11 protein-coding genes are annotated in these 13,412 nt (G+C 44.2%); all 11 read left to right on the top strand.

Translation table 11 applies throughout. From position 1 onward, the window contains the following. The first annotated feature begins 16 nt into the window (after positions 1–16). The 11 genes from ylqF (at position 17) to hslV (ending at position 13,396) form a co-directional block, all read left to right on the top strand. Complete coding sequence (gene ylqF / locus J7E35_RS04095; RefSeq protein ID WP_214777199.1) at positions 17–892, top strand: ribosome biogenesis GTPase YlqF; 876 nt, start codon at positions 17–19, stop codon at positions 890–892. 91 nt (positions 893–983) lie between these two features. Further along, positions 984–1,754 (top strand): ribonuclease HII, encoded by a 771-nt coding sequence (locus tag J7E35_RS04090; protein ID WP_214777197.1) that lies wholly within the window; start codon positions 984–986, stop codon positions 1,752–1,754. A 21-nt stretch (positions 1,755–1,775) separates the two neighbouring features. Then, positions 1,776–3,632, top strand: coding sequence for a hypothetical protein (locus tag J7E35_RS04085; protein WP_214777194.1), 1,857 nt, complete (start codon positions 1,776–1,778; stop codon positions 3,630–3,632). Then, positions 3,629–3,913 carry an EscU/YscU/HrcU family type III secretion system export apparatus switch protein gene (locus J7E35_RS04080; protein ID WP_214777192.1) on the top strand — a complete coding sequence of 95 codons (285 nt, stop codon included), beginning with the start codon at positions 3,629–3,631 and terminating at the stop codon, positions 3,911–3,913. The genes J7E35_RS04085 and J7E35_RS04080 overlap by 4 nt, the downstream gene beginning before the upstream one ends. 300 nt (positions 3,914–4,213) lie before the next feature. After that, positions 4,214–5,374, top strand: coding sequence for an ADP-forming succinate--CoA ligase subunit beta (gene sucC, locus J7E35_RS04075; protein WP_214777190.1), 1,161 nt, complete (start codon positions 4,214–4,216; stop codon positions 5,372–5,374). Positions 5,375–5,396: 22 nt separating this feature from the next. After that, positions 5,397–6,299: a succinate--CoA ligase subunit alpha gene (gene sucD, locus J7E35_RS04070; RefSeq protein ID WP_214777189.1), complete on the top strand. Its 903-nt coding sequence runs from the start codon at positions 5,397–5,399 to the stop codon at positions 6,297–6,299. Between the two features lie 62 nt (positions 6,300–6,361). Then, positions 6,362–7,216: a DNA-processing protein DprA gene (dprA, locus tag J7E35_RS04065; protein ID WP_214777188.1), complete on the top strand. Its 855-nt coding sequence runs from the start codon at positions 6,362–6,364 to the stop codon at positions 7,214–7,216. Positions 7,217–7,585: 369 nt separating this feature from the next. Further along, a complete protein-coding gene (gene topA, locus J7E35_RS04060) occupies positions 7,586–9,661 on the top strand; it encodes a type I DNA topoisomerase (RefSeq protein WP_214777187.1) in 2,076 nt (691 codons plus the stop codon). 901 nt (positions 9,662–10,562) lie between these two features. Continuing rightward, positions 10,563–11,870 carry an FADH(2)-oxidizing methylenetetrahydrofolate--tRNA-(uracil(54)-C(5))-methyltransferase TrmFO gene (gene trmFO, locus J7E35_RS04055; protein ID WP_214777186.1) on the top strand — a complete coding sequence of 436 codons (1,308 nt, stop codon included), beginning with the start codon at positions 10,563–10,565 and terminating at the stop codon, positions 11,868–11,870. 60 nt (positions 11,871–11,930) lie between these two features. Continuing rightward, entirely contained in the window at positions 11,931–12,833 is a 903-nt protein-coding gene (gene xerC / locus J7E35_RS04050; protein ID WP_214777184.1) for a tyrosine recombinase XerC, read from the top strand. Between the two features lie 20 nt (positions 12,834–12,853). Next, positions 12,854–13,396, top strand: a complete 543-nt coding sequence (gene hslV / locus J7E35_RS04045) for an ATP-dependent protease subunit HslV (protein ID WP_214777182.1) — start codon at positions 12,854–12,856, stop codon at positions 13,394–13,396. Positions 13,397–13,412 lie beyond the last annotated feature (16 nt).

Below are 13,412 nucleotides of genomic sequence, written 5' to 3'. Positions count from 1 at the left end.
ATGGGAGGTGACTGCTTTGACGATCCAATGGTTTCCAGGCCATATGGCGAAGGCTCGCAGAGAGGTCACGGAAAAATTAAAGCTCGTGGATGTCATTTATGAATTGGTGGATGCGCGGATCCCGTATTCGTCCAGAAATCCTATGATTGATGAAATCATACAGCACAAACCAAGAATCGTTTTACTGAATAAAGCGGATATGGCCGATAAAGCTGTTACAGAACAATGGCTGCGGTATTACCGTAAAAAAGGTATCACGGCTCTTGCGATCAACTCTCAGGCCGGTACTGGGCTTAAGCAAATCGTCCAGGAGTCCAAGGTCCTCCTGAAGGACAAGTTTGACCGCCTGAAGTCAAAAGGGGTCAATCCGAGGGCAATTCGGGCGATGATTGTCGGAATCCCTAACGCTGGGAAATCGACGCTGATCAACAGGCTTGCCGGAAAAAATATTGCCCAGACCGGTAACAGGCCTGGCGTCACAAAATCACAGCAATGGATCAAAGTGGGCAAGGAGCTGGAACTGCTCGATACTCCGGGAATTCTTTGGCCGAAGTTTGAGGACCAGGAAGTAGGTGCAAAGCTTGCAGTAACAGGAGCAATCAAGGATACAATCCTTAATCTTCAGGATTTGGCCGTATATGCTTTAAGATTCCTGGAAAAGCATTATCCAGAACGCCTCCAGGAGAGATATAAGCTTTCCGAGCTCCCCGAGGAGATTGTGGAGCTCTTTGATCAGATTGGCGATTTCCGCGGCTGCAGGATGCCCGGGGGATACGTTGATTATGACAAAGTCGCAGAGCTTGTGATCAGGGAAATACGAACAGAAAAACTAGGTCCGCTATCCTTTGAACGACCTGAGGATTTAAACTCTGTGGATGAGATAGAAAGTTAAACCCCAAAAATAAAGGTCCTGAGCTCAGGGCCTTTATTTTTGGTTTAAACTGCCGATACATAATAAAGAAGTATTTTAGGAGAAAATTTTCATGGAGAAATATACAATTGGTGAAATTGAACATCAGCTATTCGGGGAAGAGGAAATAAACAAGGAATTCCTGAAAAGCTTAAAAAAAGACAGCCGCAAAGGCGTGCAAAAACTTGTCTTAAAATGGGAAAAACAGGAAGAGTTGAAGAAGCAAGTCCATGAGCAATTCATCAACATGACTTCCTTTGAAAGGAAATACCGATCCGAAGGTTTCCGGAATATTGCTGGAATCGATGAGGCCGGACGGGGACCGTTAGCCGGGCCAGTCGTTGCAGGTGCCGTCATCCTGCCGGAGAGTTTTTATCTTCCAGGTCTCAATGATTCTAAAAAACTGTCAGAATCAAAAAGGGATGAATATTTTGAGGTCATCATGGCTGAAGCTCTTGCTGTCGGAGTCGGAATAATCAGTGCCGGGGAGATAGATGAAATCAATATTCTCCAGGCCAGCAAAAAAGCGATGCTTACTGCTGTCAACCAATTAGGGGTCACTCCCGATTATTTATTGATAGATGCCGTAAAGCTGGACACACCTTATCCGTATGAAGCATTGATTAAAGGTGATTCCAGAAGCATATCCATCGCGGCAGCTTCCATTATTGCCAAAGTAACAAGGGACAGGCTGATGAAAGAACTAAGTTTGGATTATCCCCAATATGGATTCGGGGCAAATATGGGGTATGGAACCGCTGAACACTTGAATGCCCTCAGAGAGTATGGTGTGACGGAGCACCACAGGAAGACTTTCGCTCCTGTAAGAGAGTGCATTCAGTAAAACTTGCAAAGCAGGTGGACCATGGAAACTGGAGCGCTTCAAGGCCTATTTAACCAGAAAACAACACAACAAATAACAACAGCTGAATTCCGGCCCGGACAAATTATCAATGGAAAAATCCTGAAGCTGTACCCTGAGCAGGTAGCTGAAGTGCAGATCGGGAACCAAAAAATGATTGCCCAATTAGAAGCGCCATTGTCAGCAAATCAACGTTATTGGTTCCAGGTACAGCCTGGAGATGGGAAGGTCCATTTAAAGGTGATTGGTTCAGGTACTGAGGATAAGGGCCAGCCGGGAAGCCTGGCAAAGATCCTTGGAGAATTTTCAATCCAGCCGACAAAGGAAAACATTGAGCTGGTACGCTTTTTTATTAAGGAGCAGCTACCGGTAAACCGTGAACTTTTAAAGCAGGCATCAGAGTGGTTAAGTTCGGTGGATTCACGCAGTGCCGGCCAGGATGCCATGAAGTTGATCCTGACGAGGGGCATTCCAGTTACACAGGCGGCGTTTGAGGCCGTGTATACCACCACAAAAGAACAATCACTTGTCCTCTTGATGGACAAGCTTGAAAAGGCCTTAGATCCAGCGTTGAATTCAGATGCAGGTGCAAGTCTCAAAAAACTACTGAATGAAATGCTTCCGTCCAATAAAATACTGACTTCTGAAGCAGCCCTGAATAATTTAGCAGCAATCTGGCTTAAACAGGACGGCAAGGAGAGTCAAGGTGCTCTCGAACTGCTAAAACAGCTTGGGGCGATTAGTTCAAGAGGCAGTGAAAGCCTTGTTTTGCAACAGATGCTTGCGAAGCTTCAAAGCTATGGCACATCCGGAGATGAACTTCCAGAAGGGCTGAATTATGTTAAAAATATCATTACCCATATTAACAATGGAGAAAGGTCCTTAGCCATACAAATGATTTCAAGCTTGATTCCTGAAAAAAACCTTTCTGTCAATGAGCTTGTAGAATCACTTAAAATGCTATTCTACCGAGCGCCGGGAAAAGAATCAGAGTTTCAGCAAGGACTCCAGGCTTTCAAACAGATATTGTCGATGGTGAGTGATGGAGAATCTCTGTCCATCCTGCTGGGAGGAAAGGATGGGTGGAGACAAGCTGGAATGGACATGCTTAAGGCCGCGGGCCAGCCTCAATCTGGCAATTTAACAGGCTTGCATGCACAGCTGCTTTCAGAAGCAATCAGCAAGGCAGAACAGCCACCGCCACTGCAGGAAGCAGGCACGGCGCTGCTCGCTGATACGAAGATAAAAAAATTCCTGTCATCACTTGGCCTGTCTTACGAATACCAGCTTGGCGAAGTTTTAAAAGATGGAGAGACTGGCAGGGCACAAGTATCGGAGACACTTAAATCCCTGGTGCTTCGCCTATTGAACGAGAATCCCCCACCTGCTGTCAAAGAGGCTTCAGAGCTGCTTTTGAACAAACTAACAGGGTTCCAGCTGCTTTCGCAGGAAGCTGGACCGATCCAGCAGCTTGTCGTGCAAATCCCCTTTGTATTAGGTGAAAAAATGACAGAGCTTACAATGCAATGGAGCGGAAAAAAAACCAGCGATGGAAAAATAGACGCTGATTTTTGCCGTGTACTCTTTTACCTAAAGCTTGAAAATCTAAATGATCTAATTGTTGATATGCAAGTGCAGAATCGCGTCATGAGTGTCCAGATTTTCAACGAAAATGCAGCACTGAAAAAAATGTCAGAACAAATGATGCCGGTGTTGAAATCAAAATTAGCGGAAATTAATTATCATTTGTCCTCGGTTCATTTCCATGTCCCTGGAAAATCACAGTCAGGGAAAAACCAGCGCAGTCTGTCCGACTTTTACAGCCAAAAAGAATATAGCGGAGTGGATATTAAAATATGAAACCACCAAAGCATACAAGGAAATCAGCAGTTGCCCTGGGATATAATGCTGGAAGTATGGACGCACCCAAAGTGATGGCGAAGGGGAAAGGAATCCTGGCTGAACAAATCATAGAAAAGGCGAAGGACCATGATATTCCCATCCAGGAAGATCCATCACTAGTTGAAGTGTTGAGTCAGCTTGAATTAAATGAGCGGATACCAGAGGAGCTATATCAAGCAGTAGCCGAAGTATTTTCCTTTGTCTATCATTTGGATAAACAAGCAGGAAAACAAAAATAATAATATCACAAACCAGAATATCCAGTATAGTTTTTTTAGCGTGTTTTTTCATAGCAAAAGCCGGGAAATACAGTCTTTCCGGCTTTTTGTCTGGGCAGGTATTTGCCCGGATGTTTTTTTGCAATATTTATAACGGGGAAATATTTAAATCATAATGGTAGACAATCAATATTTCATTATATAAAATGAAAGCGCAGTCTATTTTTTAAAAATTTAAATGAATTATATTTTCTACTTAGGAAATTGTATTTTCAGGTTTCTGGAAATATTGAGTTTTCCTAATAGATAGGAGGATGGGAAATGAATGTCCATGAGTATCAAGGAAAAGAAATCCTCAGAAAATATGGGGTAAAAGTACCGAATGGAAAGGTTGCTTTTACAGTCGATGAAGCTGTTGAAGCAGCTAAAGAGCTTGGGTCATCAGTAGTTGTCGTAAAAGCCCAAATCCATGCTGGCGGAAGGGGTAAAGCCGGCGGTGTCAAGGTTGCAAAGAACCTTGATGAAGTACGTACATATGCATCTGAGATTCTGGGCAAGACGCTGGTTACTCACCAGACTGGTCCGGAAGGCAAGGAAGTAAAACGCCTGTTGATTGAGGAAGGCTGTGACATCAAGAAGGAGTACTATATAGGCCTTGTGCTTGACCGTGCTACTTCACGTGTTGTCCTGATGGCTTCTGAAGAAGGCGGAACGGAGATCGAAGAGGTTGCTGAAGCAACTCCTGAAAAAATCTTCAAAGAAGAAATCGATCCTGTATTAGGCCTTATGCCATACCAGGCTCGCCGTATCGCTTTCAACATCAACATCCCTAAAGAACTAGTCAGCCAGGCTGTAAAGTTCATGATGGGCTTATATAACGCTTATGTCGAAAAGGATTGCTCAATCGCTGAAATCAACCCATTGGTTGTGACTGGTGACGGACAGGTAATGGCACTTGACGCTAAGTTGAACTTTGATTCAAACGCGCTATACCGCCAGAAGGATGTCCTTGAGTACCGCGACCTTGAAGAAGAAGATCCAAAAGAAATCGAAGCATCGAAGTATGACCTGAGCTATATTTCTTTAGATGGAAACATTGGCTGCATGGTTAACGGTGCCGGTCTTGCGATGGCAACGATGGATATCGTGAAGCATTATGGCGGAGACCCTGCAAACTTCCTTGATGTTGGGGGCGGCGCTACTGCTGAGAAAGTAACGGAAGCATTCAAAATCATCCTTTCAGATCCTAACGTAAAAGGAATCTTTGTTAATATCTTCGGCGGCATCATGAAGTGTGATGTAATCGCTACTGGTGTCGTGGAAGCTGCCAAGCAGGTTGGACTTGAGGTTCCGCTTGTCGTTCGCCTTGAAGGTACGAACGTTGATCTTGGAAAACAGATTCTTAATGAGTCTGGCTTGAATATCATTGCTGCTGAATCAATGGCAGACGGCGCTGAAAAAATCGTTTCATTAGTTAAGTAGGATCGAAAGGAGAGAATTTGACGTGAGCGTATTCATTAATAAAGATACAAAGGTCATTGTTCAAGGGATTACGGGTTCTACTGCCCTTTTCCATACAAAACAAATGCTTGAATATGGTACAAAAATTGTTGGAGGAACATCTCCAGGCAAGGGCGGTACAGAAGTTGAAGGCGTGCCTGTATTCAATACTGTACAAGAAGCTGTTGATGCAACAGGTGCTAATGCGTCTGTAATCTATGTTCCGGCTCCATTTGCTGCGGATGCGATCGTTGAAGCTGTTGATGCCGAGCTTGATTTGGCAATCTGTATCACTGAGCATATTCCGGTATTGGATATGGTAAAGGTGAAGCGTTACATGGAAGGCAAGAAGACTCGCCTTGTAGGACCTAACTGCCCGGGTGTCATCACTCCTGATGAGTGCAAGATTGGAATCATGCCTGGATATATCCATACAAAAGGCCATGTCGGCGTTGTATCACGTTCTGGAACGTTGACTTACGAAGCAGTACACCAATTAACACAAGCTGGAATCGGACAGTCTACAGCTGTAGGTATCGGCGGAGACCCAGTTAACGGAACAAACTTCATCGATGTCCTGAAGGCATTCAATGAAGATCCGGACACATATGCGGTTATCATGATCGGTGAAATCGGCGGTACAGCTGAAGAAGAAGCAGCTGAATGGGTCAAGGCAAACATGACTAAGCCTGTTGTCGGCTTCATCGGCGGAAGAACTGCACCTCCTGGAAAGCGCATGGGCCATGCTGGTGCGATCATTTCAGGCGGAAAGGGTACAGCAGACGAAAAGATCCGTGTAATGAACGAGTGCGGCATCCAGGTTGCTGAAACGCCATCCGTAATGGGTGAAACTCTGATCAAGGTTTTGAAGGAACAAGACCTTTACGATCAGTGCAAAACACACTAGAATATAAAACCAGACAGTCCCTCCCTACAGAGGGGCTGTTTATTAATCCCAGGGGGAAGCAAATGGATGAATTGAAAATGAAACTAATCCGTCTTGTCCATAGCAGAAATGCGAGTTGGAAAACTATTTATTCTGCACTTAAAGCAAATACTGTACTAGCTGATTATAATACTTCAATGTATTCCTCTATCAATCCTCAAGCGCAACAAGTCAACAGAGACCATCAATTTATTTCCATCGATAAACTGCTCAATGACTACACCTCAAAGAAAATTCACCTGATCACTATTTTTGACCCCGAATATCCTATTAAGCTTAAGACAATCTATCAGCCACCCTGGATTCTCTTTGCCAGGGGAGATTTATCTTTGTTAAAGAACCCGATGAGCCTTGCTGTTGTTGGTTCAAGGAACGCCTCATCATATGGCATAGAAGCGATCGATTATTTATTTCCCTCATTAATAGAGAAGAACATACAGATTGTAAGTGGTCTTGCAAGGGGGATCGATGCCCATGCTCATAAAGCAGCCATAAAACTGGGCGGGAAAACAATAGGTGTCATAGCTGGAGGATTTAACAATCTTTATCCTAAGGAAAATGTTAAATTGGCAGAGTACATGATGGAAAAACAACTCGTACTGTCCGAATATCCACCAGCAACAATCCCGGCGAAATGGCAATTTCCGATGCGAAACAGGATTATCAGCGGTCTTTCAGGAGGGACACTTGTTATTGAAGCAAGAAAAAAGAGCGGCTCACTGATTACAGCGGATTTTGCATTGAATGAGGGCAGGGATGTTTTTGCTGTCCCTGGAAGTATTTTGACTCCTGATTCCGATGGAGTCCATTATTTAATCCAGCAAGGAGCTAAACTGGTCAAATGTTCTGAGGATATTTTAGAGGAACTTGGTATGTAATGGGGGATAATCGTATAAAATGCAAAAAAAGCCAATTTTAAATTTTTTAAGTATGAGGTTTATCAAAGAGAGAGACGGACAAAGAATGATATAGTGCTAGGCTGCAGCAATAATTGTAAAGGATGGATATGATAGAAAAAGTAAGAAAAAGTTTCGGAAATATACAATTTCAGCAAGTTATTTTTATATTTGAATGAAATTTTACATCAAAAAGGTTGAAATAATTTTCAATCTAGTATACATTTTGCATCAGGTATTTTAAAATTTCTAAAAGAGATGAAACCGTTTACTTACAATGGTTGATTTGACAACTTTAGGATAACTTGATAATAATTAATGTAATTTTATACCTCTAAGGAGGACAATTGGATGTCGGATTTTTTAGTCATCGTTGAATCGCCTGCAAAGGCAAAGACGATTGAGCGTTACCTGGGAAAAAAATATAAAGTGAAAGCCTCTATGGGGCATTTGATAGATTTGCCTAAGAGCCAGATGGGAATCGATACAGAAAATAATTATAATCCTAAGTACATTACGATCAGAGGCAAGGGGCCCGTACTGAAGGAATTGAAAACTGCCGCTAAAAAGGCAAAGAAAGTCTACCTCGCGGCTGACCCCGACAGAGAAGGGGAAGCGATTGCCTGGCATTTGGCCAACAGTCTCGACGTGGATGTCCATTCGGACTGCAGGGTTGTATTCAATGAAATTACAAAGGATGCCATCAAGGAATCTTTTAAACATCCACGGGCAATCAATATGGACCTCGTAGATGCCCAGCAGGCACGCCGAGCTCTGGACAGACTAGTAGGATATAATATCAGCCCGCTGCTTTGGAAGAAGGTCAAGAAGGGACTGAGTGCAGGGCGAGTGCAATCAGTTGCTTTAAGGATGATCATTGACCGTGAGAAGGAAATCGCTGCGTTTGTTCCAGAAGAATATTGGACAATCGGTGCTGAATTCCTGAAAGGCAAAAATTCATTTGAAGCTTCTTTTTATGGAATTGGCAAAGTAAAAGCTGAGTTGAAATCTGAAGAAGATGTCAAAAATATCCTTAAGCAAGTGAAGGGGAATAAATTCACTGTTGAGTCGGTGACGAAGAAAGAACGAAAGCGTAATCCTGCACCGCCTTTCATCACTTCTTCATTGCAGCAGGAGGCAGCCCGAAAGCTCAACTTCAGAGCCAAAAAGACAATGATGCTTGCCCAGCAGCTTTATGAAGGAATCGATCTCGGAAAAGAAGGAACAGTCGGTTTGATTACGTATATGAGAACGGACTCCACGCGAATTTCTGAAGTTGCACAAGGAGAAGCAAGGGAATATATCACAAGTGAGTATGGAGAAAATTTCATACAGACAGAGGCCAGGAAAGAGAAGAAGCAATCCAATGCTCAAGATGCTCACGAAGCAATCCGGCCAACCAGCACAATGAAGGTTCCTGAGAAGATAAAGGAATTCCTCTCAAGGGATCAGTACAGGCTTTATAAACTTATTTGGGAACGGTTCGTCGCAAGCCAGATGGCTCCTGCGATCATGGATACGATGAGCGTTGATTTGAAGAATGGAGAGGTTACTTTCCGCGCGACAGGCTCAAAGGTCAAATTCCCGGGGTTCATGAAGGTTTATGTAGAAGGTTCGGATGACCAGGTGGAAGAAAAGGATAAGTTCCTTCCTGACCTGAGGGAAGGTGACGAGGTCACGAAGAAAGAGATCGAACCGAAACAGCACTTTACACAGCCTCCTCCAAGATATACAGAAGCAAGGCTTGTCAGGACGCTTGAGGAAATGGGGATTGGCCGGCCATCAACATATGCGCCAACATTGGATACAATCCAGAAGAGAGGCTATGTATCACTTGATAATAAACGGTTCGTGCCGACTGAGCTTGGTGAAGTAATCCATGAGCTGATGCTGGAATTCTTCCCGGAAATCCTAGATCTCGAGTTCACCGCCAAAATGGAGCAGAACCTCGATAATATTGAAGATGGAAAAATCCATTGGGTCAACGTCATTGACGAATTTTACCGTGATTTTGAAAAGCATCTCCAAGTAGCAGAAAAGGAAATGCAGGAAATCGAAATTAAAGATGAACCCGCTGGAGAAGATTGTGATCAATGCGGTTCCGCTATGGTATTTAAAATGGGCCGGTACGGCAAGTTCATGGCCTGCAGTAATTTCCCGGAATGCAGGAATACGAAGGCGATCGTTAAGGAAATCGGGGTTAAATGCCCCAAATGTGAAGAAGGCAATATCATTGAGCGCAAGAGCAAAAAACGCCGGATTTTTTACGGCTGCGACCGTTTCCCGGAGTGCGATTTCCTATCATGGGATAAACCACTTGCAAGGAAATGCCCTAAATGCGAAAATATGCTAGTTGAAAAGAAGCTCAAAAAGGGTGTTCAGGTTCAGTGTACGGAATGCGACTATAAAGAGGAACCACAAAGCTAGAGTGAGCCAATGGCTCACTCTTTATCTTTGTAAAGGTGTTACCGGGGCTGACCAAGGCGCTTCCGCTTTTCTTTGTCCAGCTCCAGCGCCTAGCAGCTCGAGTCGCTTCGGTCCGCCCAATGAAGTCAAAGAACGACTTCACCGGTCGGTCCTCTGAGGCACACGAGGTGCTAGCCCCGCCAGCCACACGAAGTGGCGTTTTAGGCGGGCAGCGCTTGTCGGGGCTGGCCAAGGCGCTTCCGCTTTTCTTTGTCCAGCTCCAGCGCCTAGCCCCTCGAGTCGCTTCGGTCCGCCCGATGAAGTCAAAGAACGACTTCACCGGTCGGCCCTCTGAGGCACACGAGGTGCTAGACCCGCCAGCCACACGAAGTGGCGTTTTAGGCGGGCAGCGCTTGTCGGGGCTGACCAAGGCGCTTCCGCTTTTCTTTGTCCAGCTCCAGCGCCTAGCCCCTCGAGTCGCTTCGGTCCGCCCGATGAAGTCAAAGAACGACTTCACCGGTCGGCCCTCCAGCGCTTGTCGGGGCTGACCAAGGCGCTTCCGCTTTTCTTTGTCCAGCTCCAGCGCCTAGCCCCTCGAGTCGCTTCGGTCCGCCCGATGAAGTCAAAGAACGACTTCGCCGGTCGGCCCTCCAGCGCTTGTCGGGGCTGACCAAGGCGCTTCCGCTTTTCTTTTTTGAAACTTTTTTCTTTTCTTTTCGTAAATGTAAGTGCAAAATGATACAAGTATCAGGGTAAAGTAAGTAAGGTTGAGTATATAATAGAAGCTTTATGTCAAGGCAAGTGTTATAATAATTATTTTGAAAAGGCTGATGCTTTTACTTTGCCTGTTTAGATATGGATCAGACAAGGCAATTGGATTTTCAACAAACAATATTTCTAATAGCTACTGGAGGAAATTGAAATGACTGAAGCTACTGTAAATGTCGTTGGTGCCGGTTTGGCCGGAAGTGAAGCTGCATGGCAGCTTGCTGAAAGAGGCATCAAGGTGAACTTATACGAGATGAGACCGGTTAAACAGACCCCGGCACACCATACTGATAAATTCGCTGAGCTGGTTTGCAGCAACTCTTTGAGAGCTAATACTTTAACTAACGCTGTTGGTGTTCTAAAGGAAGAAATGAGGAACATGAATTCTGTCATCATCTCAGCAGCGGACGCATGTGCTGTTCCGGCAGGGGGAGCTTTGGCAGTAGACCGGCACGAGTTCGCTGCGCATGTAACCAGCCGCGTGAAGGAACATCCCAATGTTACAGTATTTAATGAAGAAATCACTGAAATTCCCCAAGGTCCAACCATTATTGCGACGGGGCCACTGACAAGCCAGGCGCTTTCCCAGCAGCTTAAGGAGTTGACAGGGGAAGAATATCTATATTTTTATGACGCGGCAGCCCCAATTATCGAGAAAGACAGCATCGACATGGACAAGGTCTATCTTAAATCCCGATATGACAAAGGCGAAGCAGCTTATCTAAATTGTCCGATGACAGAGGAGGAATTTGACCGTTTTTATGAAGCGTTGATTTCTGCTGAAACAGTTCCTCTTAAGGAATTTGAAAAAGAGATCTTTTTTGAGGGTTGTATGCCAATAGAGGTCATGGGTCAAAGAGGAAGAAAGACAATGCTTTTCGGACCGATGAAGCCGGTTGGGCTCGAGGACCCTAGAACTGGAAAACGCCCTTATGCAGTCGTACAGCTCCGCCAGGATGATGCAGCTGGAACACTTTATAATATTGTGGGCTTCCAGACTCATTTGAAATGGGGACCACAAAAGGAAGTAATTCAACTGATTCCAGGACTGGAAAACGCTGAAATCGTCCGTTATGGTGTCATGCATCGTAATACCTTTATCAACTCACCTAAGGTATTAAAAGCAACATATCAATTCAGGAATAGAGAAGACTTATTCTTTGCGGGACAAATGACAGGTGTTGAAGGTTATGTTGAATCAGCGGCAAGCGGACTGATTGCTGGAATTAATGCTGCCCGTCTTGTAAATGGTGATGAGCCAGTGGAATTCCCTCATGAAACAGCAATGGGCAGCATGGCCAGGTATATAACAACGACTAACGCGAAAAACTTCCAGCCTATGAATGCAAACTTCGGGCTTTTCCCTGATCTTCCCGAAAGAATCAAGGCTAAGCAGGAACGCAATGAGAAGCATGCTTCCAGAGCATTGGAAACAATTCAGAAATTTGTGAAAAATTTGTAATTTCTATTGCTAGGGCTATATAAATATGATACTATTTAGTAGCCCTTGTGAGGTGACAAGATGGAAGCAAATGTGAACAATTCTTTAAACTTATTTATTGAATATTTACAAATTGAAAAAAATTACTCACAATATACAATTGAACATTATCAACATGATATTAGGGAATTTTTTTTGTTCATGTCTGAACAAGGCCTGACCAGCCTGGATGAAGTTGAGTATGCTGATACAAGGATTTACCTGACAAAATTATTTGACCAGCAGCTTTCCAGGAAGTCAGTCGCCCGAAGGATTTCGTGTATGCGCAGCTTTTACAAGTTCTTGCTTCGTGAAAAAATAGCCGGGGATAACCCATTTTCCCTCGTATCCATCCCGAAACTGGAAAAACGGCTGCCAGACTTTTTTTATGAAGAGGAACTTTCCCAGCTATTTAAAGCTTGTGAAACCGAAACCGCGATTGGAAAGAGGAACAAAGCCCTTTTGGAACTGCTTTACGCTACAGGAATCCGTGTAGGTGAGTGCTGTAAAATCATTCTGAAGGATATAGATTTATCTCTTTCTACAGTTTTAATTCATGGAAAAAGGAAAAAGGATAGATATGTGCCTTTCGGAAGTTTTGCTCAGGATGCGATTGAAGACTACATAAAAAATGGAAGACCAGACCTTCTGAAGGATAAGGACGATCATGGCCATTTATTTGTAAATTTCCGTGGCGGCCCTCTTACGGACAGAGGAATCAGGGAAATTTTGAATAAACTTATTGAAAAGTCTGCCCTGACAGGGAAAATCCATCCCCATAAACTGCGCCATTCTTTCGCTACACATATGATGAGCAATGGAGCAGACATGAGGACAGTACAGGAACTAATGGGTCATGCATTCCTGTCTTCAACGCAAGTATATACCCATGTTACGAAAGAGCACTTGCGCAATATTTATATGTCACATCATCCGAGGGCGTAAGCCAAAAGGAGGACGAAGGAATGTCAGAGTTCCATGCCACAACGATATTTGCTGTTCAACATAAGGGCCAATGCGCAATGTCAGGCGATGGCCAGGTGACCTTTGGGAATGCTGTAGTGATGAAACACACAGCTAAGAAGGTTCGAAAGTTGTTTAATGGTAAAGTAATTGCAGGATTTGCCGGTTCAGTTGCAGATGCATTCACCCTGTTTGAAATGTTTGAAGGCAAGCTCGAGGAATACAACGGAAATCTCCAAAGAGCTGCAGTCGAACTAGCTAAGCAATGGAGAAGTGATAAAGTCCTCAGGACGCTTGAAGCAATGTTGATTGTATTGAATGAAACTGATATGCTTCTTATTTCCGGAACAGGGGAAGTCATTGAGCCTGATGATGGCATTCTTGCGATTGGTTCTGGAGGGAATTATGCTTTGTCTGCAGGCCGTGCATTAAAACAATATGCTGGGGAACATTTAACAGCGAAAGAAATCGCGAAGTCTTCATTGGAAATTGCTGCTGACATTTGTGTTTACACAAACCACAATATTATCGTGGAAGAACTGTAACGGAAAAGGAGTGTTG

This window comes from Bacillus sp. ISL-45, assembly GCF_018613195.1.
In the GTDB taxonomy this organism is placed as follows: Bacteria; Bacillota; Bacilli; order Bacillales; family Cytobacillaceae; genus Mesobacillus.
Note: the sequence above shows the minus strand (reverse complement) of the source record. Positions and strands in the feature narration are given on the sequence as shown.

Bases quoted from the DNA above. Each gene is read 5' to 3' on its own strand.
- sucC (WP_214777190.1), top strand. From the start codon at position 4,214: ATGAATGTCCATGAGTATCAAGGAAAAGAAATCCTCAGAAAATATGGG.
- dprA (WP_214777188.1), top strand. From the start codon at position 6,362: ATGGATGAATTGAAAATGAAACTAATCCGTCTTGTCCATAGCAGAAAT.
- J7E35_RS04080 (WP_214777192.1), top strand. From the start codon at position 3,629: ATGAAACCACCAAAGCATACAAGGAAATCAGCAGTTGCCCTGGGATAT.
- J7E35_RS04085 (WP_214777194.1), top strand. From the start codon at position 1,776: ATGGAAACTGGAGCGCTTCAAGGCCTATTTAACCAGAAAACAACACAA.
- J7E35_RS04090 (WP_214777197.1), top strand. From the start codon at position 984: ATGGAGAAATATACAATTGGTGAAATTGAACATCAGCTATTCGGGGAA.
- topA (WP_214777187.1), top strand. From the start codon at position 7,586: ATGTCGGATTTTTTAGTCATCGTTGAATCGCCTGCAAAGGCAAAGACG.
- xerC (WP_214777184.1), top strand. From the start codon at position 11,931: ATGGAAGCAAATGTGAACAATTCTTTAAACTTATTTATTGAATATTTA.
- hslV (WP_214777182.1), top strand. From the start codon at position 12,854: ATGTCAGAGTTCCATGCCACAACGATATTTGCTGTTCAACATAAGGGC.
- trmFO (WP_214777186.1), top strand. From the start codon at position 10,563: ATGACTGAAGCTACTGTAAATGTCGTTGGTGCCGGTTTGGCCGGAAGT.